Genomic DNA, 26,539 nt, shown 5'->3' with positions numbered 1-26,539 from the left:
GCGGATGATCGTTTGTCACGACATACACAAGCATTTCGGCGGCTTCCGCGCCATCGACGGCGTTTCCCTGAAAATTCCCGAAGGAGCCATCACCGGCCTGCTCGGGCCGAACGGCGCGGGCAAGTCGACGCTGTTCAACGTCATTGCCGGGGTGCACAAGCCCACGTCCGGCAAGGTCACGCTGGCGGGCGAGGATATTACCGGCCTGCCGCCGCATGCGCTTTTCGCCAGGGGCGTTCTGCGCACCTTCCAGATCGCCCACGAATTCTCCTCCATGAGCGTGCTCGAGAACCTGATGATGGTGCCCGGCGGGCAAAGCGGCGAAACGCTCTGGAACACCTGGTTCCACCGCTCCCGGATCGCGCGGGAGGAGGAGGAATTGCGGGCCAGGGCCGAGGATGTGCTCGACTTCCTGACGCTCACCCATGTCCGCGACGAGCGGGCCGGCAATCTCTCCGGCGGGCAGAAGAAGCTGGTCGAGCTCGGCCGCACGATGATGGTCGATGCCCGCGTCGTCTTTCTCGACGAGGTCGGCGCCGGCGTGAACCGCACCCTGCTCGCCACGATCGGCGACGCCATCGTGCGGCTGAACCGCGAGCGCGGCTATACGTTCTGCGTCATCGAGCACGACATGGATTTCATCGCGCGGCTGTGCGACAGCGTGATCGTCATGGCCGAGGGGCGGGTGCTGGCCGAGGGCGCGCCTGCCGACATCATGCAGAACGAGCAGGTGATCGAGGCCTATCTCGGCACCGGGCTCAAGAACAAGGTGATCCACGGCGAAGCCGCGGCCATGGGCGGGGCGGCGTCGGCATGAGCAATCCCTTCCTCATCGGCGAGGCCATGCGCGGCGGCTATGGCGCGGCCGACATTCTCAACGGCTGCACCATCGCGGTCGAAAAGGGCGAGATCGCCGTCATCGTCGGTCCCAACGGGGCGGGCAAGTCGACCGCCATGAAAGCGGTCTTCGGCATGCTGCGGCTGCGGCAGGGCAGCGTGCGGCTGGGCGGCGAGGACATCACGCGGCTGCAGCCGCAGGAGCGTGTCGCCAGGGGCATGGCCTTCGTGCCGCAGACCGAGAACGTGTTCGCCTCGATGACCGTCGAGGAGAATCTCGAAATGGGCGCCTTCCTGCGCCGTGACGATTTCCGTTCGACCATGGAGCAGGTCTATGCCCTGTTCCCGGTGCTGCGCGACAAGCGGCGCCAGGCGGCGGGCGAGCTTTCCGGCGGCCAGCGCCAGCAGGTCGCCGTCGGCCGCGCCTTGATGACGGAGCCTTCCGTGCTGCTGCTGGACGAGCCGACGGCGGGCGTCAGCCCCATCGTCATGGACGAATTGTTCGACCGCATCATCGATGTCGCCCGCACCGGCGTCACGGTGCTGATGGTCGAGCAGAATGCGCGTCAGGCGCTGGAGATCGCCGACCGCGGCTACGTGCTCGTGCAGGGCGCCAACCGCTTCACCGGGACGGGCAGGGAACTGCTTGCCGATCCCGAGGTGCGCAGCACCTTCCTGGGAGGCTGACGGAATGGATATATTGAACGCGCTCGTCGCCTTTGCGAATTTCGTGCTGCTGCCGGGCATGACCTACGGGTGCCAGCTTGCGCTCGGCGCTCTCGGCGCGACGCTGGTCTATGGCATCCTGCGCTTTTCCAATTTCGCCCATGGCGACACCATGGCCTTCGGCACCATGGCCACGATCCTGGCCACATGGGGATTGCAGGCGGCGGGCGTCAGCATCGCGCCGCTGCCGACGCCGCTCATCGCCCTGCCGTTCGGCTTCGCCGCCACGGTGCTGATGGTGCTGGCGACCGACCGGCTCGTCTATCGGCCCTATCGCAACCGCAAGGTCGCCTCGATCACGCTGGTCATGACCTCGCTCGGCGTCATGTTCGTGATGGGCGGCCTCGTGCGCATCTTCATCGGGGTGGACGACAGGCAGTTCGCCGACGGCGCCCGCTTCGTCTTCACGGCGGCTCAGTTCCGAACCTGGACGGGCCTTGGCGAGACCGTGGCGCTGCGCACCGCGCAGGTCATCACCATTGTCGCCACGGCCGTCGCCGTCGGCTGGCTGCACTGGTTCCTGACGCGCACCCGCACCGGCAAGTCGATGCGCGCCTTCTCCGACAACGAGAATCTCGCGCTGCTCTCCGGCATCAACCCGGAAAGGGTGGTGATGATCGTCTGGGTGCTCTCGGCGATGCTGGCGACGCTGGCCGGCGTCCTCTACGGCCTCGACAAGTCCTTCCGTCCGATCACCTATTTCCAGCTCCTGCTGCCGGTCTTCGCGGCGGCGGTGGTCGGCGGGCTCGGCAATCCGCTCGGCGCGGTCCCCGGCGGCTTCGTGATCGCCTTCTCCGAGGTTCTCTTCACCTACAGCTTCAAGAAGGTGGCCTCGTACCTGCTTCCGCAAGGCTGGCAGCCGGAAGGCTTGCTGCAATTCCTCGCCACCGATTACAAGATCGCCGTCAGCTTCGCCGTTCTTGTTCTCGTTCTCCTGTTCCGGCCCACCGGCATTTTCCGAGGCAAGACGGCATGAGCCAGACGACACGAAACGCCCTGCTTTTCCTTCTGGTCGGCGCGCTGATCGTGCTGACCGGATTGACCCAGAGCTGGAATGCGGCGCTGACCATCGTCAATATGGGCCTCCTCTCGGCGATCATGGCGCTCGGCGTCAACATCCAGTGGGGCTATGCCGGCCTCTACAATGTCGGCACGATGGGCTTCATCGCGCTCGGCGGGCTGGCGACGGTGCTGGTGGCGATGGACCCGGTGCCGGGCGCCTGGCAGGCGGGCGGCCTGCGCATTCTCGCCGCGCTCATCTTCGGCGGCGCGGTCATCGCCGCCGCCGCGCTCCTTTACCGGCGGCTGGCGGGCAGCCTTTCCGGTGTGCTGGCGCTTGCCGTGCTGCTGGTGGCCGGCTTCGTGTTCTACCGGTGGGTTCTCGATCCGGCGGTTGCCGCCGTCGAGGCGATCAATCCGGCCCTGCAGGGCAATATCGGCGGCCTCGGCCTGCCGGTGCTGCTTTCCTGGCCGGTCGGCGGGCTGCTTGCCGCCGGCGCGGGCTGGCTGATCGGCAAGACGGCGCTCGGCCTTCGCTCCGATTATCTCGCCATCGCCACGCTCGGCATCGCCGAGATCGTCATCGCCGTGATGAAGAACGAGGAATGGCTGGATCGCGGCGTCAAGAACATCGTCGATATTCCCCGTCCCGTGCCCTATGAAATCGATCTCCAGGCGAACGAGACCTTCCTGTCGCTGGTGTCCGCACTGGGGGCGAACCCGGCATCGGCCTCGGCGATTGCGGTGAAGCTTCTCTATGCCGCCATGTTCTTGGTGGTGCTGCTGGCGCTGATCTGGCTGTCGAACGCAGCGCTGCATTCGCCCTGGGGACGGATGATGCGGGCGATCCGCGACAACGAGGTCGCCGCCGCGGCGATGGGCAAGGACGTCACCCGGCGTCACCTCCAGATCTTCGTGCTCGGCTGCGCCGTGCTCGGCATCGCGGGCGCCATGCTCGCCACCATGGAGAGCCAGTTGACGCCCGGCGCCTTCCAGCCGATGCGATACACCTTCCTGATCTGGGTGATGGTCGTGGTCGGCGGTTCCGGCAGCAATCTCGGCTCGGTGCTCGGCGGCTTCCTGATCTGGTATCTGTGGGTGCAGGTGGAGCCCTGGGGCACCGGCCTGATGAGGCTCGCCACCGCCGGCATGGCGGATGGCTCGCCGCTCAAGCATCATCTCGTCGAAAGCGCCGCCCATATGCGCCTGGTGGTGATGGGCGCGATCCTGATCCTGATGCTGCGGTTCCGTCCGCAGGGCCTTATCCCCGGAAAGTGATCCTTCCGGGGAACCGCAACGGTCATTCCGCGCGGGTGGAGGCGGTCAGCTCGATCTCGATCTTCGCGCCGGGGGCGGGCAACTGGCAGATCAGCAGGGTGTTGGTCGGCCGGATATCGCGGAACGTCTCGCCGAGCACCGTCGCCACGTCCTTCAGATAAGAGCCGTCGGTGATATAGACGCGGCAGGCCACGGCGTTCTTCAGGCCCGCGCCGGCGGCTTCGAGCGCCTTGCCGATCGAGGCGAGCGCGTTGCGCGCCTGCTCGGCGACACCCTCCGGCATCGCGCCTGTATCGGGGTCCTGGCCCATCGTACCGGATACGTAAATCGTCGGACCGTCGATCACCGCCTTGGCATATCCGGCGAAGTCTTCCGACGGCGCTCCTGAGAAAATCCGGTTCTTCATGCTGGCAAACTCCTCGCTCTTGCTTGGTCTTGAAACGGTTCCGCTGAACCGCGCCGGCACTTTCGCCGGATTTGCATGAGCAAGGAATGGCCGGGACTTGCGCGATCGGGCGCTTGTTTTACGTGACCGGCTGTTGTGGCGGAGCGCGCCTGGCCTCGGCCATGGCCTTGGCGGCAGCGAGGATCGCGGCCACGGCCGGCCGGTCCTGTTCGTCCGGCCGGACGCCCCAGGCGTGGAAGAACGTCTCGAGGTTGGCGGCCATCGTTTCCGCCGCCGGCTGTCCCTTGCAGTCGAGCGAACCGGCGAGCTGCGCCAGCATCAGCAATTCGCCATGTTCGCAATCGATTTCCGTCGCCAGCACGCTGGCATAGAGGCCGTATTGTTCCGGCTGCTGCTTCAGCCAGCGCCGGGCGGCGCGGATCGGCAGGACGGTCGCTTCGCGCCAGTCCCGCGCGGCTGCCGCCAGCGCGGCCATCTCTCCATCCGGGATGCTGCCGCCGACAGTCCCGCGCCACAGGCAGAACAGCATCAGCGTCACGTCGATGTCGTGGCGCTCCTGCAGCGCAAGGCAGGCGGGTGCGACGTCCGGCCGGGCATAGAGGCGGGTGATGAAATCCCAGGCGGGATGTTCGGGAAACCTGCTCATGCGAGCCATTCGCGAAGATCGATGCCGTCTTCGCCGGGAATGGACTTGCGGGCGAATTCCGCCTCGCGGCCGAAAGGCATGGTGGCGTCGATGCAGAGCCTCCCCCAGTGATCCTTGTGCGGGTCGCGGTAGAAGCCCGGAACATCGTTGAGGATCATGGCGCGTGTATCGGCGCGTCCTCGGGTCATATAGGCCCACATCACGTCGTCGAGATCGTAGATGTCCACATCCTCGTCCACCACGATCACCACCTTGTTGTAATCGAGATAGGAGCCGAGCGCTGCGAGGATGGCGTGCTTGCCCTGGCCCTCGTAGGTCTTGCGGATCTTGATGATCGAGATCATTACGTTCGGGCGGCAGCAGACGTCTATGACGCCCGGCACCTGCGCCGCGACATGGCGATAGACGCGCGCGGCTGTGACGGCTTCCAGCGGCCGCAGATCCTCCGGCGAGCCGCAGACCAGCGCATGGAAGACCGCGCCCGGCCGCCAGCTCACATGGGTCACCTCGAAGACGTGATTGTCGCCGACGCCGACATAGTTGCCCATGAACTCGCCGAACGGGCCTTCCGGCCGCTTGACGTTGGGCAGGAAGCGGCCTTCCACGACGATGTCGACGGAAGCGGGAACGTCGAGATCGATGGTCTTGCAGCGGCGCATCGGGATCTTGCCGCCGGCAATCTGCGCGGCCATCACCAGCTCGGATGCCTCATAGGGCAGCGAGGCGCAGGCGGAGAGGAAGATTTCCGGCGGGCAGGACAGGAGCAGCGCCGCCTCCAGCGCCTCGCCGCGCGATTCCGCCTTGGCCTGATAGCGGGCGAGATCGTGCGTCGAGCCAAGGCGCACCCGCAGCTCGTCGTCGGACACATGCATGGAGCGGTGGAAGGAGAGGTTGGGAACGCCGCTGTCGGGCTCGCGCGCCAGGAAGATCGCCGAGGTGAAGTAAGGCCCGGCATCGCACCCGTGATAGGTGATGGCCGGCAGGTCGGACAAGGTGCCCGAGACGAACTCCGCCTCCACCGCGTCCGGAGCCGGTTCCAGCACATCGGCGTCGCGGCTGGCGATGCAGGCGTCGGTCAGCTCGATCCAGCGCTGGCAGAAGGTCTTGTCGGTGGCGCCGACCAGCCGGCAAAGCCGGTCGTGGCTGCCGTAGAGATTGGAGACGACGGAAAAGACCGTTCCCTCGACCGCTTCGAACAACACGGCCTTTTCGCCGGCTTTCTGGACGGCCTTGGTGACGGCGGCGAGCTGATGGCGCGGATCGACAGGCCGGCGCACCGTGGCAAGTTCGCCCCGCCGGGCAAGATCGTCGATGAATCGCCGCATAATCGTCTCCTTGTTCGATGCTTCAGGTTAACCCCGTTGCGGCGGCGGGCAACAGCCATCCCTTTTATCTTGCCCGCCCAATTTTTTTGGAATTCGGTTTTAGGGGTGCGGCCGCCCCTTTGCCGCGAGGCGATGCTGGGCCATGCTCCGGTCAGATCAGAGAGGAATTGCCCCATGGCCCGCACGCTCGACATTCGCAATCCGCGCACCGGCGCGAACGATTACACGATCACTCCGCTCAGCCGCGAGGCATTGGAGGCCCGCTGCAAGCAGTTGCGCGCCGCCCAGCCCGCCTGGCAGGCGCTCGGCATCGAGGGGCGCGCCAAGGCGATGATCGCGCTTTGCGATGCCGTCGACCGGCACTACGACGCGATCCTGCAGGCGCTGTGCGCCGATACCGGCCGCTACGAATGGTCGGTCAACGAAATCGAAGGCCTCAAGGGCATCACCCGGATGCGCTGCGCCACCGCCGCCGAGGCGATGGCGGAGGCGAGCGGCAATTCCTCCGATCCGACGCTGCGCTTCCGGCAGCAATATGTGCCCTATGAGCTGGTCGGCATTGTCTCGCCGTGGAACTATCCGCTGATCCTGTGCATGATCGACGCCATCACGGCGCTGCTTGCCGGCTCGGCGGTGGCGATCAAGCCTTCGGAAGTGACGCCGCGCTTCATCGCCCCGTTCCGCAAGGCCATCGCCGAGGTCGAGCATCTGCGCGACGTGCTCGATGTGTTCGAGGGCGACGGCGAGACGGGTGCGATGGTGGTCGATCTCACCGACACGCTGGTCTTCACCGGGTCGGTCGCGACCGGCCGCAAGGTGCAGCAGCAGGCCGCCTCGCAGTTCAAGACCGTGTTCCTCGAGCTTGGCGGCAGCGACCCCGCCGTGGTGCTGGACAGCGCCGAATCGGATTTCGCGGCGGAGATCATCGTGCGCGGGTCGGTCGAGAATTCCGGCCAGCTCTGCTGCGCCATCGAGCGCGTCTATGTGCAGCGCGGCGTCTATGACGCGGTCTGCGCCCGCGTGGTCGAGCGCATGCAGGCGCTGAAGATGAACACGGACGATATCAAGTCCGGCGAACTGGGGCCGGTCATCTTCGCCCGCCAGGCGGAGATCCTGCGCGCCCAGCTTGCCGACGCGCTCGCCAAGGGCGCGCAGGTGCTGACCGGCGGCAATATCGTCGAGCATGGCGGCGGGTTGTGGTGCGAGCCGACCGTGCTGGTGAACGTCAGGCAGGACATGGCCGTCATGCGCGACGAGACCTTCGGCCCCATCGTCCCGATCATGGCCTTCGACACCGAGGAAGAGGCCGTCCGGCTTGCCAACGACACGGAATTCGGCCTCTCCGCCGCCGTGATCGGGGCGGAGGAAAAGGCCATCGCCATCGGCAGCCGCATCAATGCCGGCGGCATGTGGATCAACGATTTCGACACGATGGGCGGCGTCGGCGCGCGCGCGGAAAAGACCGCCTTCGGCTGCTCGGGCCTTGGCGGCACGCGCTACGGCTATGGCGGTTTCGGCCGGTTCCTGCGAAAGAAGGCGATCGTCATCCGTTCCGTGGCCGCTTGATCCAGGACTTTCCCCATGACCGACTTCTCCGCCACCCGCGCCGTCTTCCACCTGCCTCAAGGGGTTGTCTACCTGGACGGCAATTCGCTCGGTCCGCTTCCCGTCGCCGCCGGAGAGCGCCTTGCCCGGATGCTGGCCGAGGAATGGGGCAACGAGCTTATCCGCGGCTGGAACAGCGCCGGCTGGTACGTGCAGCCGCGCAAGGTGGGGGACCGGGTGGCCAAGTTGATCGGTGCCGCCCCCGGCACGGTGGTGATGGGCGATACGCTTTCCATCAAGGTCTACCAGGCATTGTCGGCGGCCCTCGGCCTCAATCCGGAGCGGCGCGTGGTGCTCTCCGACAGCGGCAACTTCCCGTCCGATCTTTATGTGGCGCAGGGCCTTCTGGCCGCGCTCGGGCGTGGATACGAGCTCAAGGTGGTGGAGCCGGAGGCGATGGAGGACGCCATCGACGGGAGCGTGGCGGCGACGCTGATCACCGAGGTCGATTACCGTACCGGCCGGCGCCACGACATGAAGCGCATCACCGCCGCCGCCCATGCGGCGGGCGCGCTGGCGATCTGGGATCTCGCCCATTCCGCCGGCGCGGTCGATGTCGACCTGACCGGGGCGGATGCGGATTTCGCGGTCGGCTGCACCTATAAATATCTGAATGGCGGGCCGGGCGCTCCGGCCTTCATCTATGTCGCGCCGCGCCATGCAGAGCGGGCGCGTCCAAGCCTCTCCGGCTGGATGGGCCATGAAGCGCCTTTCGCCTTCGATCTCGACTACCGTCCCGCGCCGGGAATCGAGCGGATGCGTGTCGGCACGCCGCCGGTCATCGCGCTCACCGTGCTCGACGCCGCCCTCGACGCGTGGGAAGGGATCGACATGCGCGACGTGCGCGCCCGCTCCATCGAACTGTCCGAGCGGTTCATCGCCGGGGTGGAGGCCGCCTGTCCGGGGCTGGAGCTGGGCAGCCCGCGCGATCCCGCCCGGCGCGGAAGCCAGGTGTCCTTCCGCCATCCGCACGCCTATGCGGTCATGCAGGCCTTGATCGACCGGGGCGTGATCGGCGATTTTCGCGCGCCCGATTCCATGCGCTTCGGCTTCACGCCGCTCTATATCGGCCCGTCGGATATCGACAGGGCCGTCGCCATTCTCGCCGAGGTGCTGGACAAGCGCCTTTGGGACAATCCCGATTACCATCGCAAGGCTGCCGTGACATGACGCAACCCTATGATCCCGCCGTCGAAGGCGCGCAAATGTCCTTCTCGCGGAAAATGTCCTACGGGGACTATCTGCAATTGGATCAGGTGCTCAGCGCGCAGCAGCCCCTGTCCGAAGCGCATGACGAACTGCTGTTCATCGTCCAGCACCAGACTTCGGAACTGTGGATGAAGCTCGCCATCCACGAAATGCGCTCGGCGGCACAAGCAATCAGCGAGGACCGCTTGCAACCGGCCTTCAAGATGCTGACGCGGGTGGCGCGCATCTTCGATCAGTTGAATTCGGCCTGGGACGTGCTTCGCACCATGACGCCCTCCGAATACAACATCATGCGGCCCTCGCTGGGGCAATCCTCCGGCTTCCAGTCCTGGCAGTACCGGGCCATCGAATATCTCGCGGGCAACCGCAATCTCGCGATGCTGCGGCCGCATGAGCACCGGGCCGAGATCATCGAGACGCTGGAAGGCATCCTCTCGCAAAAATCGATCTACGACGAGGCGATCGCGCTGCTAGCGCGCAACGGCTTCGATGTCGGCGACGAGCCGCGCGCCGATATCCGGCAGGCCCGCGCCATCAATCCCAAGGTGCAGAAAGCCTGGCGGCAGGTCTATGCCGATCCCGAACGCCACTGGCCGCTTTACGAGCTGGCCGAGAAACTGATCGACTTCGAGGATTATTTCCGCCGCTGGCGCTTCAACCATGTGACCACGGTGGAGCGCATTATCGGTTTCAAGCGCGGAACCGGCGGCACCGGCGGGGTTTCCTACCTGCGCAAGATGCTGGAGGTCGTGCTGTTTCCCGAACTCTGGAATGTCAGGACCGACCTTTGAGCGGGGCGAGGCGCATCGTCGTCGGCATTTCCGGCGCGTCGGGCGTCATCTATGGCGTGCGCCTGCTGACGGCGCTCGGCGAGGCGGGCGTCGAGACGCATCTCGTCATGTCCCGCTCCGCCGAGATCACGCTGGCGCACGAGACCGACCTCAAGGTCGCCGAGGTGCGGGCGCTCGCCGCCCACTGGCATGCGCAGACGGATATCGGCGCGGGGATATCCTCCGGTTCCTTCCGCACCATGGGCATGATCGTCGCGCCCTGCTCGGTGCGCTCCATGTCGGAGATCGCCACCGGCGTGACCTCGGGCCTGCTGACGCGCGCCGCCGACGTCACGCTGAAGGAGCGTCGCCGCCTCTTGCTGATGGTGCGGGAGACGCCGCTGCATCTGGGGCACTTGCGCACCATGACGCAGCTTGCGGAAATGGGCGCCGTCATCGCACCGCCGCTGCCGGCCTTCTATGCCAAGCCGAATAGCCTCGACGAGATGATCGACCACTCGATCGGCCGCGTGCTCGATCTGTTCGGGATCGACAACGGTTTGGCGCGGCGTTGGAAAGAGCCCGGCTAACGCCAGGAGTCCCATGCAAATTTTTTCCGATAGATGCTAGATTGCCTGGCCCGCGCGAACGCGGCCGGAGAAATGGATGATTGAGAATGACGCCACCGCGCGGAACAGAGGCCTGTTCCGCGCCAGTTTCGCAGGGCCCGAGGGAACGACCGTCGCTGCATTCCGCAACCTCCTGACGGCCGATGTGCATCGGAAGATCGACACGCGCCTCGGCCTGTTCTACGCCCGCGCGGATCTCGATCCGGGCGAGGGCAGGGGATCGTGGCGCTTCCTTTCGCCCGGCGACGGATTGTTCGCCGTCATGACGGATTGCGAATATTTCACGGTGCGTCATGAGCGCGTGGTCGCCGACGGGCTGCTCGAGTTCCACATCCTGCTCGAAGGCCCGGTTGAACTGTCGCTGCCGCAAGCGGACGATGCGAAGGCGCCGGCCAACGTTTCGTTGATGGTATGCCAGCAGGCGGCGGGAATGGCCTATGACGTCGTCTGCCAGCCGGGAACCTACAAGATGGTGAGCATCTACGCCCAGCCCGCCCTGCTGCGCGAAAGTTTCGGCATAGATGCGCAGGAGAGCCGGATGCGGCAACTGTTCGCACCCGACGAGGGAACGATGGCGATGATGGAGCGCCAGATCGATCCCGATTTCCTGCGGCGGCTGCGCGATCTCTTTGAAATCGACTTCCAGGGTCCCCGCGAACTGCCGCGCGCGCTCGCCTGCATCCTGGAACTCGTCGTCCTTTCCGTCGATGCGCTCGAGCGGGGCGGCAAGGCGGAGGAGCAATCGGTCGTTTTCACGGCGCGGGAACTGGCCATGTTCGAGCGTGCGCGCGAGGTCCTGGCCACCGATTTCTCCGAATCGCAGACCATTCCCCGCCTGGCGCGGAAGCTCGGGACCAACACCACCAAACTGAAAAGCGGTTTTCGCCTGCTCTACGGCACAACGATCTTCGCCTATCGCAACCGTCACCGGATGGATCGTGCCATGGAACTTCTGGCCGAGGACGAAACCTCCATCGCCGCCGTCGCCTCGGCGGTGGGCTTTCGCCATCAGGCCAGCTTCACCTCCGCGTTTCGCGGCCATTTCGGCGTTACCCCCAACCAGGCGCGGCAAAAGCTGGCCCGCGCCGGAAAGACCTGAAACCGGCAAGGCCGGCAATCGGGGTTCGTCTTCCGGGCGTCGTTTTGTCGAATTCCGCCTTTCCGGGCCGCTCCCGGCTTGCCGTCGATTGCGGCCCGGAGTGAGGCTGGCGCAATTAGTGCGTTGCGTGGAAGAGTGCATCGGTCAGGTGGAAGATGGGCGGCCAGAACATAATCGTCATCGGGGCGGGTATCGCCGGGCTTGTCGCGGCAAGGCGGCTGGCGGAGGCTGGCCATTCCGTTCGCGTGCTGGAGGCGGGCGACGTCCCGGGCGGACGGGTCGGCGACAGGGAGGTCCGCGGCATCCGGTTCAACGCGGGCGCGCGGCTCCTCTACAGCTTCAGCCGACCTTTCAACGCCCTGCTGGACGAGATCGGATTGACGCCGGCCCTTACTCCGATCCGCGGCCTTTCGGCGGAGTGTGATGGGATCGGCGAGCGCTGGAGCGTGGAACTCATGCCGGGCGTCAAAAGCCTGCTCACGCCGGGCATTTCAATCGGCGAACGGCTGCGCTTCATCGCCTTCGGCCTGCGGGCGCTCGCCGCGCGCGGCCATGTCGATCCCGACGATGCGGCCTCCGCGTCGAGGGAGGATCAGGAAACCCTTGCGGCCTACATTCGCCGCGTTCTCGGCGCGGGCGTGCTGGAGCGCATGGTGGAGCCGGTCTTCCGGGGCACGCGCAACTGGAATGCCGATGAGGCCTCCGCGGCCTTCTTCGCTTCCGTCACGCCGCATCTGGTGGGGCGCGACACCGTGCATGTCCCCGCCGGCGGCATGGGCCGGCTGCCGCAGGCGCTGGCGGCCGGACTGGCCGTCGAAACCGGGATAAGGGTTCTCCAGGTAGAGACGCCCGATACGGGGCCTGCCCGCATCCACGCCGAGCGCGGCGGTGAAACGTTCGTCGGCGAGGCCGATCTCGTTCTGTGCGCCACCGAGGGCGCGTGTGCGGCCGGCCTTTTCCCGCAGTTGCCGCAGGAGGACCGGGCCTTCTTCGCGCACGTGCGCTACAACGCGCTCGGCATCGTCCACTATCGCCTCGACCGACAGGTCGCCCCCGCCATGCGGTTTTTCAGCCGGGATGCGGCAGGCCCGATCGCGACCTGGCAGCAGGTTCCGGGCAATGAAAAGACCGGACAGGCGCCGCAACTCTATGCCCAGATGTCACCGGAAGGGGTAGAACACGCGATTCGCGAAAACATGACCGGAAGGCTCGACGCCATCGTGCGCGAGCGGGTGCGCGAACTCTATCCGGCGTTGGAACGGGACTGCTCCGATGTTCATAACCAGTGGATTGCCCGCATGTTGCCGCTGTTCTATCCCGGCTATGCGCAGCATATGGCTGCGTTCCGCGACAGTCAGTCGGCCGCCCGCCGCCGGGTCTACTTCTGTGGCGACTATCTCGCCCAGTCCCTGGTCACCGGCGCGGCGGCGAGCGGAGAACGGGCGGCAGCGGATATCCTGCGTCACTGGGCCTGAGGACGTTTTCCTGCGGCATCGCCAGAAGATTTGATGGCATCGTTCAGCCGTTCCAGAACCGGACGCTTCTCCGGGCAAAGTTTCGACATGCCGAGCGCCAGCGGCAGCTTGAGGAAGTGATCGGCCGGTGTGGTTATCCGGCCGGAAAAGTGCTGCCCGGCAAGCAGCGTGCCCGCTTCCAGATTCAGCGCCGCCGCATCCGCCTGCCCGGACACCACCATTCGCAACGGCTCGATGTAGTCCTTCGTCAGCAGAAGCGCCGTTTCCGGCGCATTGGCGCGTAGGAACGCCGCGAGAGGCCCCGTGGCCGGGGTTGCGACGGTTTTGCCGCGCAGACTCTCAAGATCTGATGGCGAGGGGGATGGGGCAGCGACGAAAAAACCGCCGCCGGTCGTCAGTACCGGCTCGCTGAAATCGAACACTGCGAGCCGCTCCGCATTGACGGCAAGGGGGAAGGCGGCCTGCGCCCTGCCTGCGGCTATGATCGCCTGAACGCTCGATGCGGGGGCGGGGATATATTCCAGTTCCACGCCGGCAAGCCGGGCTGCGGCGTCGAGAGCCTCGATCGCCAAGCCGACGGCGCGCCCGTCCTCAGCATGAACGAAGGGCGGAAAACTCTCTTCAACGACAATCGTGAGTCTGGCCGGTGCCCCGGTTGCGAAGGCGTTTTCCGGAGCATCGGCTGTTTGTGCGCTCATATCGGGAACCTCGGGAACGGACTGTGTCGAAGCCCTGTTGGTCAGGGTAGTACGGGATGCACGCGTTCGCGCATATCGCTGGTGAAACGGGAGGCGGACAGCCCACCTTCCGTGGGAAGGTCCACCCCGACGATCCATCGGGATTGATCCTCCAGCAGAAAAAGGACAGGCGCGGCGATGTCGTCGGGGAGGGCTATGCGGCCCGTGCGCTCAAGGATGTCGTCCACATTCTGCATCCCGAAGGCGCTGACGAAATCATCGAAGATCGGCGTCTTCACCGGCCCCGGGCTGACGGCGTTCATGCGGATGCCATGGCGCATGTACCAGCCGCTAGCGACAGCCCGCGTCCATACGATCAACGCCTCCTTGAACTTGCTGTAGCTTTCCTCGAACATGACCGAATGCGCATCGATCCATGCCTCGGCCTCGTTCCAGTCGTCGATATTGGCGAGTTCCCATAGCAGGTTCGCCCTTTCATGCCACATATGACCGGCGGTGCTCGCAAGATTGACGATCGCGCCGCCGCGCGCCATGCGTGGCAGGAGGCAGCCGGAAAGCCGTTTCAGGCCGAGATAATTGACCTTATAGACAGTCTCGTCACCCGCCGTTTCGGGAACGCCCGCGATGTTGCACAATCCATGGACCGGCTCTTCCTCAAGCGAAGCGACGGCCGCGTCGATGCTGTCGGGATCGCCGAGATCGACCTGTATATATCGCGAAAGAGCCAGCGGCGGCGGCTTCCGGTCCAGAGCGATGACCCGGGCGCCGCGTTCCGTCAGCATTTCGGCCACCCGCAGGCCGATGCCGGAGGAGGCTCCGGTGACGACGATGTTCTTTTCAGGCCAGTTTGTCGGCTGCATTCCATTCTTTCCTGCGCAATCGGCGTGACGGGACAGGCAACCGCCTCTTCAGTTGCCGAGAAGGGCTCGTGTCAGCGGATGATGGGGAGTAAGGAGGCCGTCCAGAACATCGAAATGATGCCGGTCGGGCTCCTCGTAGCTTGCCGTTTCGGCGCCGAGGCCGGCCCAGATATTGGCCAGAAGCGCATTCTGGCGGCGAAACTCCGCGCGCTCGCTTGCACCCACCCAGCACAGAAGGCGCGTTCCCGCGCGCGGCACCGAGAGGACCGGGCTTTCCGCAGCCGCTTCGCGCACGTCGAGATGCAGGACATCGTTCACCTCGGTTCTCATGAGCGGACGCAGATCGTGGACGCCGGAAATGGAGACGGTATTTGCAATGCGCCGTGCGACTGCCTCGCCGAGGGGCGACTGCTCCGCCAGCATGCGCGTGACCAGATGGCCGCCTGCGGAATGACCAGCCAGATGAACGGGTCCGGCGATCATTCCGGCAGCACGGGTTATCGCCGCCGCCACCTGCACCGTGATCTCGGCGATGCGAACCGCCGGGCAGAGCGAATAGCCGGGGATGGCGACCGCGTAGCCGCTGTCGATGCTGCCTGCGGCCAGATGCGACCAGTAGCTGTTGTCGAGTTCCGACCAGTAGCCGCCGTGAACGAAAACGACAAGGCCTTCCGGCTCTCCGGCAGGCAGGAAGAGATCGAAGCGCTCGCGCTCGCCGTCGCCATAGGCAAGGCCGAGTCTGGCCCTGCCGTTTGCTTCGGCCGAGGCGCGATAGGCGGCGGCAAGCTCTGTCCACAGCGCTGGCCATCCATCTCCGCCAGCGATGTGGATCGTGTTCGAATAGGCATTCGTCCAGTCATCGACCGAATAGTAGATCATGTGCGCTCACCCAGAATTCGATTGCTTCGATATGCGGTTACCGGCGGTAAAAGCCAGCTCATTCCTTGAAACATTCCTTTGGCTGCGCACCGGCCCGCTTCAGGCCGAGGCTCGGCGCGGCCAGCATGATGAGGACGAAGACGCCTGTGGCGATCTTCAGATCCCCCGGCGGCAGGCCGACGGCGAGACAAACCGAAATGAGCTGGTAGTATACCACCGCGCCGACAACAACCGCCGCGATCTGTCGCTGGATGGTTTTACGGCCGATCAGTCCTTCCCCGATCATCAGAGCCGCCAGCGCGTTGATCAGCACGCCGAGACCCATGTTGACATCGGCAAAGCTCTGGCTCTGCGCCATCAAGCCGCCGCCGAAGGCCGCGCAGGCCCCGGCAAGGCCGACGCCCCCGATCGTCACGCCCCAGACGTTGATACCCTGCGCCTCGGCCATCTCCGCATTGGCGCCGACGGCGCGCATCGCCGTGCCGTGCTCGGTCAGGAACCAGAGATTCAGCGCCAGCGCCAGCAACAGGATCATGGCTCCGACGAGGACGATCTTGACCCAGCTGTCGGTGAGTCCCACATCCGCGAGCCAGCCGAATATCTTGGTTTCCTGAAACAGTGGCGTATTGGCCTTGCCCATGATCCGCAGGTTGATGCTATAGAGCATCGTCGTGATGAGGATTCCGGCCAGCAGGGTGTGGATGCGGAAGCGCAGATGAATGAAGGCGGTCAGGCATCCCGCCAGAAAGCCCGCCGCCGCCGCCGCCAGCAGGGCGACCAGCGGCGGGGCGCCCGCGACCAGCGTCATGGCGCAGACACAGCCGCCGAGCGGGTAGCTGCCTTCCGAGGTCAGGTCGGGAAAGCTGAGGATTCTGAACGGCAGCATCACCGCCATCACGACAAACGACAGGATCAGGCTTTGCGCCAGCGTGGCTGGAATCATCGCCACCCACGCATTGAAAATATCGATCAAGGCTACACTCCCAAAACCATGCGGTCTGTCTTGACGGAAAAATGACCGATCAGGTCTCGAACCGTAGCGCGGGCCTTTTCCTCGCCCGAAAGCTCCAGCAGCACCTTGCCGGAGTCCAGCATGATCACGCGGTTTCCGTATTCCACGGCATGGGCCATGTTGTGCGTGACCATCATCGTGGTCAGCTTCAGCGCGTTCACGGCCCTGAGCGTTGCGTTCAGCACCAGATCGGCGGTGCGCGGATCAAGCGCCGCCGTATGCTCATCGAGAAGCAGGACGTCGGGTTCGCCGCTGACGGCCATGACCAGCGACAGGGATTGGCGCTGGCCGCCCGACAGCAGCGAAACCTGCGTATCGAACCGGTTTTCGAGGCCGAGGCCCAGATAGGAAAGGTGCTCGCGGTATTTTTCACGCCGCTGGGGCGTCAGGCCCCGGCGCAGCCTTGCCGGGTTCTGGCGAAGGTCGGCCAGCAGCATGTTCTCCGCGATCGTCATCGAGGCGGCGGTGCCCTTCATCGGATCCTGGAAGACGCGCGCCACATGGCGCGCGCGGGCATGCACCGGCATTGTCGTGACATCGTCGCCATTGATGACGATGCGGCCTGAATCCACCAACAGCGCGCCGGAGATTGCATTCATCATGGTGCTCTTGCCGGCGCCGTTGCTGCCGATCACGACAACAAAGTCTCCCCGGTTGAGCTTGAGCGACAGCCCGTCAAGGGCCACCTTCTCGTCCGGCATGCCCTTGAAGAATGTCTTGCGGGCATTGCTGATTTCAAGCATCACGTCCTCCGGTCGTCAGTCAACGATGCAGCCGCAATCGGCGAGGCTTTCCGGGATCGTGATGCCGATGCGCTCCATCGCCTTCCTGGAGATCATGATCGACTGGTCCGCGGGCGTGGGGTAGGCGGGCGGGATGTCGGAAGGCTTTTCGCCTTTGAGGATACGCACCGCGATCTTGCCAGCCATATGGCCGTGCTTTTCGTATCCGACCCCGACGGCGGCGGGGATGATGCCGGTATCGACCATGTTGGTATTGTTGTTGATCAGCGGAATCTTCGCCTCGTTCGTCGCGGCAACGACAGCCGCGATCGCCGGCTGGATGAGGCTCGATCCGAGACCGTAGACGACATCGACCTTGGCGGCGAGTGCCGCGACGCGGGGCTGGATGTCGTTCGGGCTGTCGACGCCGACCTCGGCGATTTCGAAGCCGTACTTGGCCGCATGCTGCGTGAACTGCTCGACCGTGGCGACATCGTTGGCTTCACCGGGATTGAACGGCACGCCGAGTTTCTTCGCATTCGGAAGCAGCTTGCGGGTAAAGAGCATCACCCCTTCGACATTCACCGCGTCGGAAACGCCGGTCATGCTCGGGCCGCTCTTGTCGGCGGATGGCACGAGGCCGCCCGCGATGGGATCGGTGACCGCCGCGAACACCATCGGAATGCCCTTGCCTTCCAGCTGGTTCTTGAAATTCTGGCTGACCGGCGTGCTGATGGTGAGCACGAGCGCCGGTTTCGTTGCCTCGATCTTGGCGATCATCTGCGGGATCAGGGTGGTGTCGAAGTTCACATGGTCAAGCGTGAACACGACGTCCTTTCCCTCGACCATCCCGGAGGCGAGAATTTCCGCTTTGAAGCCGTCGACCACGGTGTTCAGGATTGGATGCTCACCGAAATTGGCGATGGCGACGGTTTTTGGCTCGGCGGTCGCATTGCTGACGCCAACCGAACCGAATGCGGACAGCGCAAAAGCGGCAGCCAGGAATTGTCTGCGGAAAATTGCCATATAATCCTCCCGAGGATAGGCTTTATCAGTGTATCAAATCAACGCATCCCACATCGGCGACGGCTTTTTTATTGGTTATCTCTGCCATTCAGGGCGATGTTTTCGATTGGATACTGCATTACTGCCTTGCGCGCGCAGGTTTGCAATCGCCTGCGGTGCGGGCCTTATGCGAATGGGCTGATTTCATAAAAACGAGGCCCATAAAAGAAAACCATCCGGGTCTGCGGCATTACCTCCAATGGCAAGCGGGGCAGGAACAGGGTTTACGATGTTCCTGCCCCGCACCCTATATCCCGGCGTGCCGGTGCAGATGATGCCGCCCGGTTGCAGCGTCACGTAGGTGCTGAGGAAGGACACGACATGGTCGAAGATCATCAGGTCCGTGGTGCTGTCCTGCATGACCTTGCCGTTTAGCCGGGTCTGGATGCGAAGCTTGTGGGGGTCGGGAATTGCCGATAGGGGCACCAGACCGGTCCGGCAGGAAGCCGTATATCGACTTGCCGACGATCCACCGGCTGACGCGCAGCTCGATATCGCGCGCCGAAACGTGGACCGGTCACCACCGGCCCCGGTTCGACGTTGAAAACCGCAAACCCGTGATGCGGCTTTCGACAGGGCGGGCGGCGCGGCCCAGCGGCCTTTATTCCTGTAGGTGACGAGACTTCTTATTGTTGTGGCGTGAGGAGGCCCATTGCGTTTCGATGCCATGCTTGGCGAGCACGTTGGCGGCAACCGCCTGATGAGCGAAATCCGCAGCTCGAACGCGATATCGTGCAGGCCGCGCGTGTCTCGCCGCGCCCGCGTCCGAGTTCAGTGGAGCTGTGGCTGGCCAGAGCGCAGCGGAGACCAGATGCGGCACAATAGAGCACAGTGCCGTGGGAATGCGTAGAAAGCCTGTTCTATTTTTCACCAGACGTGCGAAAAGCCAAAGGTGGGGCCTTCGTGGGGGGCCGATCTCGATGATTTACAGATGCACGATCTCAACGTCAGGCCATTTTGTTGCTAAGTATTCTGCGACAAGTCGTCGGTGACAGCGGTGAGGCTTGTCCTCGCTGCACAACAGGCATCCATCTTCAAATTTCTCCTTGTCGATCATCTCGATACGGCGTTGCGAAATCAGATCCAGAAATCTTGCGGCATAGGTGTTCCAGTCTCCCCCTCTTACCTTGAACTCTTCGAACATCTCCTTCGTCGGCGCAAGTTCCGGCAGATGCTCATACTCCATTCCACAAAGGGCTTCGGAAAAATATCTCAGGTCTTCACGCTTCGCGAAGCCTGATAGCTGTGAAACATTATTGAGGCGAACATCGACAAGCCGTTTGGCGCCAGAGTCCCTCAACCTCGCGAAAAAGTGCTGAGCCGAAGACTTGGTAAATCCAATGGTGAATATTCTCATCGTCTTTATCTACCCAACCCCCCACACGTTCGAAGGTTAGCCCCTCATATCGTCGACCATGCCGCACGATCTCGATGCCTCCTATGCTAGGACGACGAGGAGAGCACCAGTTGTCAAACTCAAAAATTCCTTCGCAGAATCATTCGATCGCTTGCAGGGCTGAAAAGCCCAAGCGTCAAGTAAAAGGCGCTTCAAGGTCAGGAGGAACGAGCGTTCACCGTCGAGCGAAGATGACAACTCGCGTCCGTTCCGCAAGAGGTTAAGAGCCTATCTGCTACTCCCATCAACGCAGTTGGCTATCTTTGTTGCCACGACGGTTGATCGTGGAGATTGGTGGCCGTTTATCGCGTTCACTTTGGCAAGCAATGCATGTCCTGACTGACGGAATGGTCTGGCGACGTCTCAACGGGATCTCGTCGCCACACACCTCGCATTCGACGGTACCCTCTCTCGATGGAAGTCGAGAACGTGCCGCCGATAGTGCATCGGTTACAGTCGCATTAATCTGGTCCTGAATCCCGCCTTCGGGTCCCCAACCGTTCGCCATGTCCGGCTCCTTTAAAGTACATGGGATGTCCAACAGTTACGTGGCTAAACAAGGCCCGATTACCCTGCCACAATCTTATATAGGAATACCCCCCCCCAGTATAAATATTCCTGACGGATATCTTCTGGAAGATGGTCGCGGAGTTTAACCTCTGCAGCGTTGTCGGGCGGAGGATCTACGATGAGCGCTGCTAACACACGAAGCTGCAAGGTTGCACGGCAAGATCAATATACTATATAGTAGATCCCTGTATTCTTATCATTGGCGAGCGACTGGTGGATTCGGTTGGCGTGCGAGCGCTGCGCCGTTCGTCGCGATTCCACTGTGAGGTGATCTTGACTGACTTATTCACAACGAGGCCCCAGCCTCCCTTGGCCGAACTCCTGCGCCCCAAGAAGCTAGATGAATTCGTCGGGCAACGGCATTTGCTTGGCCCGGGCAAGCCGCTGCGACTTGCCTTCGAGGCGGGCAAGTCGCACTCGTTCATCCTCTGGGGGCCGCCAGGTGTGGGCAAGACCACCTTGGGGCGCTTGGCCGCCAGTACGACAGACAGCCGGTTCATCGCAATCTCTGCCGTGCTTGCCGGGGTAAAGGATATCCGGCAGGCCATCGACGAGGCCCAGGCTGAACTGGACAATCATGGTCGATCGACAGTACTTTTCGTCGATGAGATCCATCGCTTCAACAAGGCGCAGCAGGACGCCTTGCTGCCCCATGTCGAGTCGGGGCTCCTGACCCTGGTAGGGGGAACCACCGAGCATCCTGGCCTGGCGGTCAATTCCGCACTGCGCTCGCGGGCGCAGGTCTATACCCTCGAACCGCTGTCCGGCGACGAGCTGAACCAGCTCTACGAACGCGCACTGCCGCATCTCCAGGGCGTCACGTTGGATGCGGACGCACTTGACCTGCTCAAGGGCTTCGCCGATGGCGATGGCAGGCGCTTCCTCAATCTGCTTGAGCAGGTGACGAATGCTGCGTCGGGGTCTGGAAAGGCCGTGATCGATGGCGAGTTCGCCAGGCTGTCTACCAGCCCATCGCTGCGCAGGTTCGACAAGGGCGGCGACGAGTTCTACTGGCAGCTCTCGTCCTTCCACAAGTCGCTGCGGGGCTCTGACCCCGATGCAGCCTTGTATTGGCTGGCCCGCATCCTCGACGGAAGCGGCGACGTGAGCCAGGTGACCCGCCGCATGGTCGTGATGGCCAGCGAAGACATCGGCAATGCCGACCCGCAGGCGCTTCAACTGGCACTCAACGCCGCGCTGGCCTACGACAGGCTGGGTTCGCCCGAGGGTGAGATACCGCTGGCGCAGGCGGCGACTTACCTCGCCCTCGCCCCCAAGTCGAATGCCTCCTATGCCGCCTGGGACCAGGCCAAGGCATTCGTCAAGCGCAGCGGCTCCCATCCTGTTCCCCTCCATCTTCGCAATGCACCGACGAAGTTGATGGAGCAGATGGGGTATCACGAAGGCTACCGCTATGCCCATGATGAGCCCAGCGGCTATGCTGCCGGGCAAACCTATTTTCCCGAGGGCGTGGCGCGGCCGGGCTGGTACCAGCCAACGGACAGTGGCGTCGAGCGCAGGCTGGGAGAAAGGCTTGCTTGGCTGCGCTCGCTCGATGACGCAGCGCCGCCAAGCGCCGATGCTTGACCGATCCTCCCCGAAACCGGCTCATCGCTCCCTCACGAATTACAGGACGAGAACATGCCAGACTCTTCTTTCGGTGAATCCTCGGCGAATATCAGATGGAGACGAGTTGCCCACTATCTGCGCACGGAGCCTGGTGCAGCGGTATTGCTGGTGATCGTCACGGTCGTGGCGCTCGTGTGGGCGAACTCGCCGCTGTCCGATGCTTATTTTGCGTTGTGGCACCTTGATGTCGGGTTCAATTTCGGCCCGTTCGGCCTGCACATGGATCTGCACCACTGGGTCAATGACGGCCTGATGGTCGTCTTCTTCTTCCTGATCGGCCTTGAGGTGCGCCAGGAGTTCGCCCACGGATCTCTCCGGGACCGAAGCCGTGCCCGTCTCGCCCTGATCGCAGGGGTCTCGGGCGTCGTGCTTCCTGCGCTGGTTTATGTCCTGATCGTGGGGCTGGCCGGAAGTGAGGGCCTGCATGGGTGGGGTGCGGTGGTGGGCACCGATACGGCGTTCATGCTGGGCACCCTGGCGATCGTCGGCCCGCGGCTATCCGGTCAGTTGCGCGTGTTCCTGCTCACCCTGACCGTGGTCGACGACTTTCTCGCCGTGTCCATCATCGGCATCGTCTACAGCGAGGAGATCCGGATCGTCCCGCTGCTGATCGCCCTCGCCAGTCTCGTCGGGTTGTGGCTGCTAGGCCGTACCCGGCAATGGCGGGCAACGCCGTATGTGCTTATCGTGATCGTGCTGTGGTTCGCAACCGTGTACTCCGGCATCCATGCCTCCCTTGCTGGGATGGTGGCGGGGCTCCTGATCCCGGCCTACGCGACGCAGCGTCACAAGGTCGTCGCGGCAAGACAGCTGTTCCGGGATTTCTGGCAGTCTCCGAGTGCCGCATCGGCCCGTGCGGTGGACTGCGGGCTGTCCCGGGGTATCGCGGTGAACGAGCGGCTGCACGACTTCCTTCGGCTGCCGACCGCGCTGCTGATCGTACCGGTGTTCGCCCTGGCGAACGCCGGGGTGGACCTGCGTGGCGGGCTGCTCGCTGAGGCCTTAGGCTCGCCCGTGACCTGGGGGGTCATCGCAGGGCTCGTGCTCGGCAAGCTCCTGGGCATCGGACTCATCACTCTCGCCGCGGTCCGCCTCGGCCTGGGTCGGCTGCCCGAGGGCGTCGGGATGGGGAGCGTGTTCGGCGGTGCTGCACTGTCCGGGATCGGGTTCACCGTATCCCTGCTCATCATCGGGCTCGCATTCGGCACGACCTCCGACCTGGGCCGCCAGGCTACGGTCGGCGTGCTGGTGTCGATGGTGCTCGCTACGTTGCTGGGGTGGTTCGTCTTCAAGGTCGCCGCCCGGAGATGGGGTGAGGAGACGGCGGATCTGCCGACGGTGCTTGAGCCCCCGGTGGATCCCGAGGTCGACCATATCCGCGGCCCCGAGGACGCCCAGCTCACTCTCGTTGAGTACGTGGACTTCGAGTGCTCATACTGCGCGCACGCGACCGGCTCGTGGGATGATCTGCGCGGCCAATTCGGGGACGACCTCCGCTATGTGGTGCGCCACTTGCCGCACCACCCGCACGGGCCGATCGCCGCGCGGGCGTCCGAGGCCGCGTCGAACCAGGGGATGTTCTGGCCGTGGCTTGACTTCGTGTTCACGCGTCAGCATGCGCTGGAGCGAGAGGACTTGATCGGGTATGCAGCAGAGCTCGGCCTCGATGTCGACAGGTTCGTCGTGGATCTCGATAGCCCGTTGGTGATCGAGCGTGTGCAGCGGGATCTTGTGAGTGCGGTCGCCAGCGGGGCGCATGCGACTCCGACGTTCTTCGTCGATGGTCGCCGTCTGCGCGGCAGCTACGACGCCCGCACCCTCACCGCAGCGCTGGAGGCCAGCCGTCGCGGCACAAGGACTCAGGAAGTCGAATCCTGAGCGACGTCTCGATCCGGGCTACACCGGCACCGGAGGAACGGGCTCTGCATGGGCGGCTCTCGTCGCGCCGGACAGCGCCAACTCGACACACCCGTCAGCCTGATACCCTCTGAAACACTTTGCGGATTTAGACAGCTTGAAAGCTATCGCCGCTTTGTAGCCCACGCCGCCTTCACTCGCGTAGGCAAATCCTTAGTGTTATACTCGACGTGAAAAGATTACTGCGTGTACTGATAGTAATACCCCATAATTATACCATTGTTTTTGCACATCCAAGATGAGTAGGGCACTTATGAAAAACTCGGCTTTGACCGAAATTAAGCGATGGTTGGTTTCTCAAGGCCTGCTGGGGCGAACCGAATGTGAGATACTTGTCGGGTTTTGTGAAGGGTGTCGCCGACATGGGATAATGATCTCGCAGGGCGTTCTTTTTATTGATACGCTTCATCCCGTACTCGAATCCTGGGGTTTTTTTGGGACGAAGACGAGGGCGTAGAGCAATCACAACAGCAATTTCTCCGCGACAACGCTGAAGAAAATGCCCAAATTTGGCTACGCAGCCCCTTCTACGCCATGCAACAAGCTGGACAGGCTGAGCTGCGTGTGTCGTTGCAGGGGACCGAACCTCTTCCATTTCTGGTACTGAACGAACTCCGAGATAATGGTCAGACAGACTATTTCGCAATGATCCAAAGACTGTGTGAAGTCGATACTATCGGCGAAATGGACAATCTTTACTCGCGGTGGTCAAGCAAATCAGACAATGGATTCTCAGAAGGCGAAGTGGAAGCTCTTCGCGAGCTCCTCCCGACGCTTGCTCTATCGATTAAAACAGCGGCTGTCCGGAGGATAGCCCAGTCGCTGGTTAGTGTATATCTCGGTCGCGATCCTGGCCGCAGGGTTCTTCAGGGACGAATTGCGCGAGGTGCGGTCGATAGCATTCACACCGTCCTCTGGTTTTCGGACATGGCGGATTACACGTCCTTGTCAGAGCAGGTGGCAAGTGGGGAACTCATAGGTCTACTCAACGACTATTCAGAAGCTGCAATTCTCTCCGTGACAAAGAATGGTGGGGATGTCTTGAAGCTTATCGGAGATGGCACTCTCGCAATATTTAACGCGGAGTCTCCTGAGACCGCCGCTCAGAGCGCCCTCGCAGCTCGAAGGGAACTAGAAGAACGATTGCAATCGCTCAATCGAGTCCGTTGGGACAGCGGCCAAGTTGTAACCTCGATCTATCTGTCACTTCATGTTGGTGAGGTTTTCTATGGAAACATTGGTAGTTGCGATCGTTTGGATTTTACGGTGATCGGTCCAGCCGTGAACGAAGTTTGTCGCATCGCGTCAATATGCAACGAAATAGGACGACCACTCGTAATCTCATCAGCGTTTCGGTCCCTTCTGCCAATCAAAGACACGGAAACTTTCTTCAGCGCCGGATTCCATCGACTCAAGGGCGTTCGGCAACCGATGGAAGTGTACGCGGAAAGAGAAGGCTAGAAATGGGTCGTGCGGCCCTATCGAGCCAATGAGATGATGACGGTGCGCGCGGCGGGAATGTCCGTCGCAATTGCCGAGCCCGTTCTTCAAGACAAGTGGCCGTTTCCCTAGCGGAACCATCCACATATTTCAACGATTTATCATATCTTAGTGCGCCTTGGCGTGTATTTTAGGGTACCCGCCCAGCATATCGCTGAACCCGAGAAGTCCATCAGGCTGATGGCCCATCTCTTTAATTACCATGTTCGCGTTCGGATTGGTCCGCTCACAAGCCTAAAACAAACCCCTTCGACAGAAGAGACAATCTCCGCAGCTAATTGGCACCACAACCCTGTCGCCTATTTTCGGATTTGTGACCTCGGCCCTCAAGGGGGCCTTGCACGTCGAGTTCGAAGAGCTCAGCGGAATAGGAGTACAGGCCATCGAACCAGCGGAGCTTGTAGTCGAACTTCAGGCCCGGAGCCGGATTTCCGTTGAAAGATAGACGCAACCGATCACCACCTCATTCGATCGGCGCCTAAATGCACGGGCTCGATCTCTCGCCCACTTGGTCAATCGATTTTGCAGAAGGTCTGGCGAAGAGCCTAAAGGAGGGTTGAAACTCCCCCCCTGTACAGTATGGTGACGCAAAAATTTAGGAAAGCACCATGCCACATTCACCAGAAGACAAAAAACGGGCAATCACACGCGTCCGGCGTATTAAAGGTCAGGCGGAGGCTCTGGAACGTGCTATCGATGCTGGCACCGATTGTGCCCCGCTGCTTCAGCAAATAGTGGCGCTACGTGGAGCAGCCAATGGGTTAATGACCGAAGTGATGGAGAGCCATTTGAGGGAGACGTTCGGTGCCAATATCAATCCGAACGACGACAGGGCTCATGACGAAAATGTGGAGGCTATCATGAAAATTTTGCGGACATATTTTAAGTAGCGCCCATTAGGTCACATACCCATAAAATGCTTCTGCTGTTGATTGCGATATGATTCACTTTTCCGGCAGGAAGGAGGTGGTCATGGCGCGTTTTGATCTGACGGCTTTTGAATGGGACGTGATCCAGCCGCTGTTGCCGTCGAAGGTGCGCGGTGTGAAGCGGGTGGATGACCGGCGGGTGTTGAACGGCATCTTCTGGCGGCTGCGGACAGGGGATGCCCTGGGCTGACATTTCGGCACGTTATGACCCCTGCACGATTGCGTGGGAGGAGGACACAGACATTACTGTCAAAGGTGTTCCATAGGAGATTACTGACGCGAGGGTAGCATGAGAGACCACGATTTCAAGCTGCATTCACGCTCTACCGACACCGCAATTTGTTAGGAGCTCACGGAA

Annotated in this window: 26 protein-coding genes and 3 pseudogenes; 16 read left to right on the top strand and 13 right to left on the bottom strand. The window is 62.9% G+C overall.

All coding sequences use genetic code 11. The features are described 5' to 3' along the window. The first annotated feature begins 4 nt into the window (after positions 1-4). From GB927_RS31940 to GB927_RS31925, 4 genes are read left to right on the top strand one after another with little or no spacing between them, the layout of a single operon-like run. Positions 5-817, top strand: coding sequence for an ABC transporter ATP-binding protein (locus GB927_RS31940; RefSeq protein WP_256121225.1), 813 nt, complete (start codon positions 5-7; stop codon positions 815-817). Continuing rightward, the gene (locus GB927_RS31935) at positions 814-1,524 is read left to right on the top strand and encodes an ABC transporter ATP-binding protein (RefSeq protein ID WP_256121224.1); all 711 of its coding nucleotides are present in this window, start codon (positions 814-816) and stop codon (positions 1,522-1,524) included. Before GB927_RS31940 ends, GB927_RS31935 begins: the two co-directional genes overlap by 4 nt. Positions 1,525-1,528: 4 nt before the next feature. Beyond that, the gene (locus GB927_RS31930) at positions 1,529-2,539 is read left to right on the top strand and encodes a branched-chain amino acid ABC transporter permease (RefSeq protein ID WP_256121223.1); all 1,011 of its coding nucleotides are present in this window, start codon (positions 1,529-1,531) and stop codon (positions 2,537-2,539) included. Further along, entirely contained in the window at positions 2,536-3,840 is a 1,305-nt protein-coding gene (locus GB927_RS31925; protein ID WP_256121222.1) for a branched-chain amino acid ABC transporter permease, read from the top strand. The genes GB927_RS31930 and GB927_RS31925 overlap by 4 nt, the downstream gene beginning before the upstream one ends. 22 nt (positions 3,841-3,862) lie before the next feature. Here GB927_RS31925 and GB927_RS31920 read toward each other — a convergent pair whose 3' ends face one another. The 3 genes from GB927_RS31920 to GB927_RS31910 form a co-directional block, all read right to left on the bottom strand. Continuing rightward, complete coding sequence (locus tag GB927_RS31920) at positions 3,863-4,246, bottom strand: RidA family protein (RefSeq protein WP_256121221.1); 384 nt, start codon at positions 4,244-4,246, stop codon at positions 3,863-3,865. 118 nt (positions 4,247-4,364) lie between these two features. After that, positions 4,365-4,892, bottom strand: a complete 528-nt coding sequence (locus GB927_RS31915; RefSeq protein WP_256121220.1) for a TIGR02444 family protein — start codon at positions 4,890-4,892, stop codon at positions 4,365-4,367. Next, positions 4,889-6,217: a UbiD family decarboxylase gene (locus GB927_RS31910; protein WP_256121219.1), complete on the bottom strand. Its 1,329-nt coding sequence runs from the start codon at positions 6,215-6,217 to the stop codon at positions 4,889-4,891. Before GB927_RS31910 ends, GB927_RS31915 begins: the two co-directional genes overlap by 4 nt. Before the next feature lie 174 nt (positions 6,218-6,391). Between GB927_RS31910 and GB927_RS31905 the strand changes: the two genes are divergently transcribed. The 7 genes and pseudogenes from GB927_RS31905 to GB927_RS31880 all read left to right on the top strand — a co-directional run bounded on the left by GB927_RS31905 (position 6,392) and on the right by GB927_RS31880 (position 13,004). After that, positions 6,392-7,783, top strand: a complete 1,392-nt coding sequence (locus GB927_RS31905; RefSeq protein ID WP_256121218.1) for an aldehyde dehydrogenase family protein — start codon at positions 6,392-6,394, stop codon at positions 7,781-7,783. 15 nt (positions 7,784-7,798) lie between these two features. Next, positions 7,799-8,992: a kynureninase gene (gene kynU, locus GB927_RS31900; RefSeq protein ID WP_256121217.1), complete on the top strand. Its 1,194-nt coding sequence runs from the start codon at positions 7,799-7,801 to the stop codon at positions 8,990-8,992. Then, positions 8,989-9,822 (top strand): tryptophan 2,3-dioxygenase, encoded by an 834-nt coding sequence (gene kynA, locus GB927_RS31895; RefSeq protein WP_256121216.1) that lies wholly within the window; start codon positions 8,989-8,991, stop codon positions 9,820-9,822. The genes kynU and kynA overlap by 4 nt, the downstream gene beginning before the upstream one ends. Next, positions 9,819-10,391, top strand: a complete 573-nt coding sequence (locus GB927_RS31890) for a UbiX family flavin prenyltransferase (protein ID WP_256121215.1) — start codon at positions 9,819-9,821, stop codon at positions 10,389-10,391. The genes kynA and GB927_RS31890 overlap by 4 nt, the downstream gene beginning before the upstream one ends. Positions 10,392-10,467: 76 nt before the next feature. Then, a pseudogene (locus GB927_RS34560) lies at positions 10,468-11,142 on the top strand (hypothetical protein); the annotation flags it as partial. A gap of 60 nt (positions 11,143-11,202) precedes the next feature. After that, positions 11,203-11,529 (top strand): helix-turn-helix transcriptional regulator, encoded by a 327-nt coding sequence (locus GB927_RS34530; protein ID WP_439655549.1) that lies wholly within the window; start codon positions 11,203-11,205, stop codon positions 11,527-11,529. Between the two features lie 155 nt (positions 11,530-11,684). Then, a complete protein-coding gene (locus GB927_RS31880) occupies positions 11,685-13,004 on the top strand; it encodes a protoporphyrinogen/coproporphyrinogen oxidase (RefSeq protein ID WP_256121213.1) in 1,320 nt (439 codons plus the stop codon). Here GB927_RS31880 and GB927_RS31875 read toward each other — a convergent pair. The 9 genes from GB927_RS31875 to GB927_RS31835 all read right to left on the bottom strand — a co-directional run bounded on the left by GB927_RS31875 (position 12,992) and on the right by GB927_RS31835 (position 20,144). Beyond that, entirely contained in the window at positions 12,992-13,702 is a 711-nt protein-coding gene (locus tag GB927_RS31875; RefSeq protein WP_256121212.1) for a substrate-binding periplasmic protein, read from the bottom strand. The genes GB927_RS31880 and GB927_RS31875 overlap by 13 nt on opposite strands. Positions 13,703-13,743: 41 nt before the next feature. Then, positions 13,744-14,562 (bottom strand): coniferyl-alcohol dehydrogenase, encoded by an 819-nt coding sequence (locus GB927_RS31870; protein WP_256121211.1) that lies wholly within the window; start codon positions 14,560-14,562, stop codon positions 13,744-13,746. A 48-nt stretch (positions 14,563-14,610) separates the two neighbouring features. Beyond that, positions 14,611-15,441 (bottom strand): hormone-sensitive lipase, encoded by an 831-nt coding sequence (locus GB927_RS31865; protein WP_256121210.1) that lies wholly within the window; start codon positions 15,439-15,441, stop codon positions 14,611-14,613. A gap of 58 nt (positions 15,442-15,499) precedes the next feature. Beyond that, positions 15,500-16,384: an ABC transporter permease gene (locus GB927_RS31860; protein ID WP_256121268.1), complete on the bottom strand. Its 885-nt coding sequence runs from the start codon at positions 16,382-16,384 to the stop codon at positions 15,500-15,502. A 32-nt stretch (positions 16,385-16,416) separates the two neighbouring features. Further along, positions 16,417-17,196: an ABC transporter ATP-binding protein gene (locus GB927_RS31855; protein ID WP_256121209.1), complete on the bottom strand. Its 780-nt coding sequence runs from the start codon at positions 17,194-17,196 to the stop codon at positions 16,417-16,419. A 15-nt stretch (positions 17,197-17,211) separates the two neighbouring features. Further along, on the bottom strand, positions 17,212-18,201 hold the full coding sequence (locus tag GB927_RS31850; protein ID WP_256121208.1) for an ABC transporter substrate-binding protein: 990 nt from the start codon (positions 18,199-18,201) through the stop codon (positions 17,212-17,214). Between the two features lie 183 nt (positions 18,202-18,384). Continuing rightward, positions 18,385-18,909 carry a fumarylacetoacetate hydrolase family protein gene (locus tag GB927_RS31845; RefSeq protein ID WP_256121207.1) on the bottom strand — a complete coding sequence of 175 codons (525 nt, stop codon included), beginning with the start codon at positions 18,907-18,909 and terminating at the stop codon, positions 18,385-18,387. A 256-nt stretch (positions 18,910-19,165) separates the two neighbouring features. Beyond that, positions 19,166-19,597, bottom strand: coding sequence for a DUF488 domain-containing protein (locus tag GB927_RS31840; RefSeq protein WP_256121206.1), 432 nt, complete (start codon positions 19,595-19,597; stop codon positions 19,166-19,168). 283 nt (positions 19,598-19,880) lie between these two features. After that, positions 19,881-20,144, bottom strand: a complete 264-nt coding sequence (locus GB927_RS31835; protein WP_256121205.1) for a DksA/TraR family C4-type zinc finger protein — start codon at positions 20,142-20,144, stop codon at positions 19,881-19,883. Positions 20,145-20,515: 371 nt separating this feature from the next. On the opposite strand from GB927_RS31835, the gene GB927_RS31830 reads away from it, so the two are divergent. The 3 genes from GB927_RS31830 (at position 20,516) to GB927_RS31820 (ending at position 25,213) form a co-directional block, all read left to right on the top strand. After that, positions 20,516-21,793, top strand: coding sequence for a replication-associated recombination protein A (locus GB927_RS31830; protein ID WP_439655548.1), 1,278 nt, complete (start codon positions 20,516-20,518; stop codon positions 21,791-21,793). 54 nt (positions 21,794-21,847) lie between these two features. Continuing rightward, positions 21,848-23,713 (top strand): Na+/H+ antiporter NhaA, encoded by a 1,866-nt coding sequence (gene nhaA / locus GB927_RS31825; protein ID WP_256121203.1) that lies wholly within the window; start codon positions 21,848-21,850, stop codon positions 23,711-23,713. A 573-nt stretch (positions 23,714-24,286) separates the two neighbouring features. Continuing rightward, on the top strand, positions 24,287-25,213 hold the full coding sequence (locus GB927_RS31820; RefSeq protein ID WP_256121202.1) for an adenylate/guanylate cyclase domain-containing protein: 927 nt from the start codon (positions 24,287-24,289) through the stop codon (positions 25,211-25,213). A 361-nt stretch (positions 25,214-25,574) separates the two neighbouring features. Here the strand turns inward: GB927_RS31820 and GB927_RS31810 are convergent. Further along, positions 25,575-25,714, bottom strand: a pseudogene (locus tag GB927_RS31810) (exodeoxyribonuclease III); the annotation flags it as partial. 146 nt (positions 25,715-25,860) lie between these two features. On the opposite strand from GB927_RS31810, the gene GB927_RS31805 reads away from it, so the two are divergent. After that, on the top strand, positions 25,861-26,142 hold the full coding sequence (locus GB927_RS31805) for a metal/formaldehyde-sensitive transcriptional repressor (RefSeq protein WP_256121201.1): 282 nt from the start codon (positions 25,861-25,863) through the stop codon (positions 26,140-26,142). Positions 26,143-26,224: 82 nt separating this feature from the next. Further along, positions 26,225-26,408, top strand: a pseudogene (locus GB927_RS31800) (transposase); the annotation flags it as partial. Positions 26,409-26,539: the final 131 nt, after the last annotated feature.

Source organism: Shinella lacus, assembly GCF_010994755.1.
GTDB classification, from domain to species: Bacteria; Pseudomonadota; Alphaproteobacteria; order Rhizobiales; family Rhizobiaceae; genus Shinella; species Shinella lacus.
The sequence above is the reverse complement of the archived record's forward strand: the minus strand, read 5'-3'. Positions and strand labels throughout refer to the sequence as shown.